Origin of the sequence: Vibrio zhanjiangensis (genome assembly GCF_030161235.1) — a bacterium.
GTDB classification, from domain to species: Bacteria; Pseudomonadota; Gammaproteobacteria; order Enterobacterales; family Vibrionaceae; genus Vibrio; species Vibrio zhanjiangensis.
In genome coordinates this window covers 1-8,153 of the sequence record NZ_BSPW01000111.1, presented here as the reverse complement: position 1 = coordinate 8,153, position 8,153 = coordinate 1, and the positions used below count along the sequence as shown (strand labels likewise).

The window sequence follows — 8,153 nt, the reverse complement described above, 5'->3', positions numbered from 1 at the left end:
GCATGGTGATACAGGTTGGTTCTTATATGTAAAGAAGTAAATAAAAGCTATGTTATTGAATATAAAAGAAATTCACAAAAAACAGGTATAAAAAAAGCCGGTTGTGGCGACCGACTTTTCTCATGTGCAAGGCAACTAGAAGAAACCATAACACTCCATTTGTTGGTTATAATTCTAGCTGCCTATTCGTGCATGCGCAACAGAAAAAATCATCTAGGTACGATTTTTTTGGTTGTGGTATCTGTCATAAACTGACGGAACGATGATGGCTAACTATATAAACAAACCTTCAATCAAGAAATTCTATGATGAAGAATTCGACTCAAATCCTCATTTTCTTATGGAAGATGCTCATAGCGACATTGAACGATGGGCAAAGGCATTTGATGTAGACTTAGGCAAAATCTGGAACAACATTAAGCTTGTTGAACGTGGCAGTGAAGATAAACTAACTAAATACTGCAACTATTCAGTGATGAATAAAGCTCTCGAACCTAGTTTAAAAGGTCGAGCAACTCTTATCTCTCACATTCGAACAACAGCAGGCGGCAGCATTCGTTATCCTTACCTTGCAATCCTCATAAAAGGTTCCATCGAAACTGTATGGAACGGCTACGAATACCTTCATGAAAAGTTCGAAGATCACTGCAGATGTGATTTTACTAAAGATCAAAAGCAACAGCATGAACAAAGAGCACAGGCTCGACTTTTAAAACTAAGGGAAAAAGAACAAGAACGCGAAAAAGAGCGTATTCAATCTGAAAAAGCACTGCAAGAAAAAATTCAACAGGATAAAGAGTGGTTAAATACCTATCATAAGAAATTTTCTGAAGCACCAGCAGAATTAGGTGATGGGCCTTACATATCTCGCAAGGGCATTGCTCAGATTACACTGCTTTCTGATGTTCGACGTATGAGCGATGATCGTGTAGGTATGCACACTTCGATTCCGCTAGTTAAATTTGAAGGTAAACACAGAGGGAAAACTGTTTCGTATCAGCGTGTGCTAGATAATCCCATGGTTAATAAAAAGGGTAAGTCTATTGATAAGCTGACCACAGTAACAACAGAACAAAATATCCTCCAAGGCGCTGGCCATCAGTTTGGCGAGTTGGTCAACGGAAACTTGATCACGGCTGGTGAGGGCTATGCCACTGTAGCAAGTGGAATGCTAAGTAAGAACAGGCAGTCTGGCGTGATGGCTTATTCAGCAAGTAATCTTGTTACGCTGGTTGATATTCTTAGACGTAACTACCCCGAAAGTCCTATTGAAGTACTTGTAGACAATGACCATGTAACTTGCGCGATGGGGAAAGGAAATCCTGGTGTATTATCGGCTATAAAAATCCTTGAAAAGCATCACGCTTCAAAAAAAGTAAAGTGTTACCTTCCAAACTTCGATCAGATGACTCCAGAGCAAAAACAAAGTAGCTCTGACTTTAATGACATTCATTGTCACCTCGATATTGATTTTGTTTCTCGCCAAATAGGTGCAGCTAAAAACCGTATTAATTGGAACTTACCAGCACTTGATAAACACATTTTTAAACTCCGTCATGTCGGTAATAGTCATATCGAGGCCCAAATAAAAACCTGCGTGGCTTCTGCTATGTGCTTAGTTCCGATAAAAATGTCTACCGATGAGCTATTCGACATGATAGCTAATGAGCTGCGCTCAATGAGTTCTGTTAGAAAAGATTTTCCTCTAAGTAGATATTTAAAAAAACTAAACCAGTTAGTCCAGCGATTCAACACAGCTCATACTTCTCGCGCCATGGCTTTTCGTTCTTTTTCTTCTCGCATTACCAATCCAAGTTTAAGGCCGAGTCATATCAATTATGTTCGCTTCAATAAAACTAAAATTGACGATGAGATTGCTAACTATGTTCGAGAGTGTAAAGGTCCAGTTATAGTCCGGGCGTGCATGGGTGGGCGTAAAACCTCTGCACTGTTTCGACCTATGATGCGAGAATCGTATAGAGGATTATTGCTGGCACACCGCCAAACGCTAACACACGACCTATATCGGACAATGGCTGATGATAAAAAATATGATGATCTAGGTTCTGATAATGACATTCTTCATTACCAAGACCAAGGTGTATCTGAAATGGCACCTTATGCGAATAAACTGGTCTGCTGCGTAAACTCAGTTATTAAAGGAATCTTCCGTCCGTTAGTTACAAATCATGATTTTTTTGGCATAGATGAGGCTACACAAACACTTCGTTCTGTTCTTACTGGAACGGCAATGGCCTATCCTGTTAGTGTTTATTCGATGCTCAAGACAGCATTAGCTTCAACTACTGAAAATGTTGTTCTGTGTGACGCCGATGCTAACGATCACCTTATTTATCTACTTGAGCGAGCAAATGAAGAGAGAGAAGAGCTTGGTTTAGAACCTTGGCCACAAATTCATGTTATCGATATGCCTGTAAGTGTTGAAGTAGAACAAGAGGGTGCAGAGCCAAGAAAAATTCGTGTTGATCACTCTGACCCTAACACAGTTTTCTTAGAGATTAAGCAAGCTATTCGTAATGGTGAAAAAGTATTGCTTGCCACCGACTCCACTCGTTTTGCTGAGCAAGTTAAAGAATTCGTTAATGAATATAATAAAACCCTATCAAAGAAGAAACTGAAGCACAAAAAGGTACTTTACGTTTCTCAAGACACTAAGCCAGAGCTGGCAGTTAAGAATTTTCAGGATAACCCTGAAGAACAAGCTCAAATGTATGAGATTTTACTTTATTCGCCTGCAATCTCTTCCGGTGTTTCTATTGATGTTCATCACTTTACACGTCACTTCGGCGTATTCTATGGCGAGATTGTACCTTCTGATGCTATCCAGATGCTAAGAAGAGATCGTAAAGCCACTCAATTTACGCTTGGTTTGGGGACTCTTAACAATAACCGTGAAACCAATATGATGAACATGGTTCGTGGTTATATTGAGGTTTCTAAAGATGCAAAATGTACATTAAACATGGAAGACGGTACGTTCAGTTTAGGTACTCACGATACCGAGTTTAATCGTCTTAGAATGAAGATGATGGTGGAAGAGAACCGTGCACGTAATGATTTTTCCAATCAGATCTTACGTATTCTTGAAGCTGATGGATACCAAGTCCATCGAATGGCAACATGCGAAGAGGTACAAAAGCAAGGTCAAGTAGAGCGCAAAGCTATGACCGAGCTTATTGAAGAACGGAATTTCAATCTACACATGGACTCACCAACACCAGATGATGAACGTAGAGAAAAATTAAACAATCAAAACTGCCTAAGTGAAGTGGAACGAGCTGAACTCAATCGTTGGGATATAGAGCATTACCTTCAAGATATAGTCAATGCAAGCACATATGAATTTTGGAAAGAAGGCGGATTAAAGAAGGCTAAGCTTTTCGAACTTTTACAAATGACTCAAGAAGACGCTGATCGCATCGATGAGATGGAAGCTCAAACAGAATACACGTTTAAAGTTCAACTTCCCCACGAACAATACCCACATACCTTTATTTATAAATCAGCTTCAGAAGAAAAAGCAATACACATGCTGCACCGACAATTTGCTTCGATGCGTATTAGTTCTATAAAAGAATGCAATGATGGTTCGTTTAAGTGTGTAGTAAAGCACAATGGGAGAACCATCGAGCATACTGTCGTAACGACCAACAAAGAAGCAGCAATCTATTCACTATATGAAGATTACTTTAACGGTAAAGTTCTAGCGAGAACAGAATCGCCGGTTGTTGAGATATCTAAACGTCAGCATGCCGGCATTAGCCGTAAGAAATTGGTCCAATACCTAATTGATTGTGGTGTTAATTTAGAAACTGGCGAGGGTGAAGCTACTCAAGATGCCATGAAAACTGCAATGAACCGCTTAATCGCAACAGAGGCAGACAGAGACGTTTTTAATAACATCTGTACGCAATGGGGTGGTCGACTTGATAAGCACGGTAAAAAGCGACCGACAGACCTGTACAAACTAGTATTGGAGCAGTTAGGGTTAGAAGCCGATAATCGCCGTGAATCTCGTTCTAAGGGCCGCCAGGTTGTTTGGTTTATTGAACCATCATCATGGACCAATATGCTTGCTATTGATGAGCGTAGAAAGGCAGCTCGTGTAACCTCTTATGAGCTTGAAAGCCTTGAGAATAAAGACTTAGAGGTGATCCACGATATGAATAGTATCTCTATATATAAAGAAGATATCGTGGATCATAAAAAGGATCTAAAACTCGAAACTCGAACGCCGTATGCTCAGCTTTTAGAGCGTGCTGTGAAAATTCTCGACTTACCTCTTGACTGGGCAAGTGGATTGCTCAACAGAGACGAACAAACGGTCTTTACTAGCGGAAAGATGACAATTAAACATTTATGCATGTTCCTAAGAGACCAGTTTATATGGCAAATGGGGTCAGACATGGAGTCAGGCGAGTTCTATCGACTCAAGCATTGGAATCCGGTGGAGGTTTAACACATGAAATTTAAGGTTGAACAACCCTGTTCATGTATGGCTTAGTAAGCAGGCTGTTTTGGAGGCGATTTGAGTATGAAAGTTATTTCTAAGGCAAAGTTTGATAAGTTAGCCAATGCTAATAAAGTAGTAGCGACAGGGTTTGATTCCGATTTAGCCTCATATGTTACTGTCATTGGTAATGAAAACGGCACACCGATAGCAATAACCTATCAATCGAAAGACTCAGATTTTGAGCCTAATCATTTCTTGTTGCCTACCCTACTTGGAACAAGAGCAAATTATTAGTCACATGTTGCTCACTGCTTTGGGCAGGCTCGGTTAAACAGGCTATTTTGGAGGTGATTTGAATATGAGTTACCAATTCAAATACACAGAAGAGAACGGATACCAACAGGTTAAAGTATCTAAGAAAGATCACAATGCCACGTTCAAATACCGACAAATAAAATGGTCTCAGAGGTATGAGTATTACTTAAACGAGGAGCGTGGCCACTTTGTTATGATTCGTCTAACGAGCCTACCTGCTAAGCTGGTTAGTATACTGTGCTATCCTGTCATAGTTCTTCTTCATGGTTTGGTTAATTACAAAGAAATAAATCAAGAGATTAGCGATCAATGGTATGAGAAGGTTAGGGGTCGTTTTGTTGCGGATGATTGTTATCGAAACCAAAAAGGTTGGGATGAGCTGATGGGGATCGTTAAAAAGTGTTAGCCACACGTTACTCACTTTTTCTGTGGACAAAAGATAAACCCACCAGGTGGTGGGTTTCCAATGATAACAGTACATACAAATTAAACTAGAACACCTCGACGCCCAACCAAAGGCAAGAAGCATCCACCTTTTTCGACGATTTTAAATTGCACAGTGACAGTTTGGTCTTTTTCTAGATCAAATAGCTGGTCTTTGTTGTTCATGTCGATTTCAACATCATAAGTTATTGTAGATGGCTTCATTTTGAGGCGAAGAACGTCGCCATCAACCTCTGAGACAATGCCATCCCACTTCACATACTTGTCGTCGTACTTCTCTTTAAATAACGATTCTATTTTTGCATCGCTATATTTGCTTCCACATATCACTTCACTTTTCATCGTGAAATAATCTACATTGCTAATCTCTACTTTCTTAATCTCATTATCATCTGGGCTTGGTACAAGTATCACCAACACCACAAACGCGATAAATAAACCACCTAGCCATTTTAATACTTTTTTCACAGTTATTACCTCCATTACCTTTTGGAGAGCAAGATACAACCGTATAAGAATCAAAACCATTTACATTTTTATTTGTTTGATATGGTTAAAAAATTAACGAACCACAATTGAGTGGTTCGTTAATTTTTGGGTATACGGATTTTAGTGTGTGCACCAGAGCCATATCTTGCGACCGTGGTCGCTAAATCTTCAAATCTCGATATAGAGCAAGTGTAGAGTCCTTGCTGGTTTTTTTACTAGGCGTCCAAACCTCACAGATAGCTTGGCCTTTAATCACTATTCTGGAGTACCACATGCCTGCATCGTTGGTAATTAATGGTGCAGGTGGGGTTTCAGGTAGAGCCCTGCGGAACTCGAACTCATTCCAGGCTAATCTGAATGCTTCCATAACGTTTTTAGGCTCTTTACCTACACTAATTTGCCAGTTCTCTTCTCCAATCGTCACATCCACCACCCAAGTACCATCATCTTCTTTATGGCCCTTCATCTTAGGCTTGAGAACTGGCTCGCTACTTCTATCGGCAGGCTGTTCCATCTTTGGCTTGGCCTTTTCTTCAGGGTTTTCCTCGGTTTTTGTCTTGGAGTGTACTTCGGCTTTTCTCTCCATAATTGCGTCAAGAGAGTGGTCAACTTTAAGTGCATCTTCTACCACTTCAAGATACTGCTTAACCATCGTGTAGTTGCGAGTTTTTCCATTGTTATCTTTGCGAATATCTATCGGCTTAATGGTGCGCCATGGATCTTTTTCTAGCATCTCTAAAACTGCTCTGTGTAGGCTAGAGCGACTCTCTCTAGCTGTTATCCATTCATTATCATTCATCGCTTTCATGGCATTGATTCGTCGCTCTGGTGAGTCGTCCACTATCGGCTCCCACTTTGCACCAGCGTTGTGTATTTTGAATTGCATATAGTGGTTTTGGGCGTCGGTATCGTGGTGGCCAAGTAGCTCCTGATAGAACATGTTTTCGTCTTTTTTCGCCCATCGTTTGTCGTCTTTGAAGAATAACTCAAAGCAAGTTTTGGCATACATAGCGCGAGTGTCTTTGAATACCCAATCACGACGGTGGCCTTCAAGAGTGATCGGGAATCGGTCAACCAGGTCACGCATGAACTTGTTAAGTGGTCCTGCGGTTCTGTTGCTGACTAACTCGTTCACGCTGTAATGTCGTTCCGCTTTTAAACTAGCTAGTGAAGCGATATTAGAGAAGGAACGCAATCTCGATAGAGCTTTGAGCACAACATTAGCATCGGCTAGTGAGTAGATTTCCATTTCGTCACCAGTAACACCACCACGTTTTTTCGCTTGACCAGTGAACTTCAAACGGTTTTTATCTATCTTTTCGAACTCACCTTGGAATAACACTTCAATCGCACGGCGACCCGTTGCGATGGCCACACCAACGGCCAGCGCTTCCCATTGATGAGCAGAAGAATCACTGAGCAACAAGGACATTAGCTGCATCTGTTTGTTGTAGTCTATATTGACTACGGCCTCTTTTTTGAATATCAGGTTGGCTTTGCTCTCAGCTTGTTTGTTGTCAGTCGAGAACGAGTCTTTGGTTAGGTGGCGCATCACCTCATGGTCAATTTTTAGTTTGTCTAGCGCAGGATAAAACTCGCGTGTCTCTTCAAAGATTGCTTGCAACCGCTCAATAGCATCGACTCGGTCCTCTTTTTTCAGTGTTTTTAAAGACTCGATTTCATGCGACCAAGCAGGGAAATCTTTCGCCATTTTGTTAACTACAGTTGCGTAGTTGCTGATGTCAGGTGAGAGCTTTTTTAGTTGTTTTTCAACTCGTACTACATGCGTGATTTTTTCGCGTAGCTTACTCCAGCGTTCTCGAGTTTCTTTCAGTGGGTAGCCGTCGATTTCATCTACCAAATAGCTGCAGTTGGGAAATTGATTGCGCAAGGATGATACAGATTTTTCGAAGCTATGATGCATTGCTCCAGTAGCTGTTACAGCGTTACGAATCTTAGTAAGTGCTTTTGATGCACCATCTAGTGACAGTGAGTTATCGCCTTTTTGTTTTCTTTTTCCATACAAAGCAGTGATAACTTTCTTGGCGGCACGACTGTAGGCCATTGTTTTGGCACTTTGTGTGCGATCACTTGCCTGTATTTCTCCAAGCTCATCTAAAAGGTTGATAATAATCTGGTCTAAATTCGTCTTTCGATTGCGTGTTTCAATGGACTTGTTATCAATGTAACTATTAGAACTTATAACTATCTCTTTCCCGTTCATCCTCATCACCCATCAATATAAAAAGGTTACTTAAGTATAAATGACAAAAAATAAACTGTCAAACATTACACATAAATAAATATCATGCAAAAGTTACAACATGATAAATGTATGTGTGATATATTTATTTTGATGTAACGTTACAAATCACTAAGTATTTACGTAAATACTTAGTGATTTGTAACGTTACATATATATAAATATTGC

Annotated in this window: 5 protein-coding genes; 3 read left to right on the top strand and 2 right to left on the bottom strand. The window is 40.3% G+C overall.

The window, feature by feature from the left end; genetic code table 11:
• The first annotated feature begins 265 nt into the window (after positions 1 to 265).
• The 3 genes from QQK21_RS21705 to QQK21_RS21695 all read left to right on the top strand — a co-directional run bounded on the left by QQK21_RS21705 (position 266) and on the right by QQK21_RS21695 (position 5,195).
• A complete protein-coding gene (locus QQK21_RS21705; RefSeq protein WP_284194262.1) occupies positions 266 to 4,480 on the top strand; it encodes a plasmid replication protein, CyRepA1 family in 4,215 nt (1,404 codons plus the stop codon).
• Between the two features lie 75 nt (positions 4,481 to 4,555).
• Positions 4,556 to 4,768, top strand: a complete 213-nt coding sequence (locus QQK21_RS21700; RefSeq protein WP_284194261.1) for a hypothetical protein — start codon at positions 4,556 to 4,558, stop codon at positions 4,766 to 4,768.
• Between the two features lie 64 nt (positions 4,769 to 4,832).
• Positions 4,833 to 5,195: a hypothetical protein gene (locus QQK21_RS21695; RefSeq protein ID WP_284194260.1), complete on the top strand. Its 363-nt coding sequence runs from the start codon at positions 4,833 to 4,835 to the stop codon at positions 5,193 to 5,195.
• A gap of 80 nt (positions 5,196 to 5,275) precedes the next feature.
• On the opposite strand, the gene QQK21_RS21690 is transcribed toward QQK21_RS21695, so the two are convergent.
• Together QQK21_RS21690 and QQK21_RS21685 are read right to left on the bottom strand one after the other, a co-directional pair.
• Entirely contained in the window at positions 5,276 to 5,701 is a 426-nt protein-coding gene (locus QQK21_RS21690) for a hypothetical protein (protein WP_284194259.1), read from the bottom strand.
• Between the two features lie 181 nt (positions 5,702 to 5,882).
• Positions 5,883 to 7,946, bottom strand: a complete 2,064-nt coding sequence (locus QQK21_RS21685) for a protelomerase family protein (protein ID WP_284194258.1) — start codon at positions 7,944 to 7,946, stop codon at positions 5,883 to 5,885.
• Positions 7,947 to 8,153: the final 207 nt, after the last annotated feature.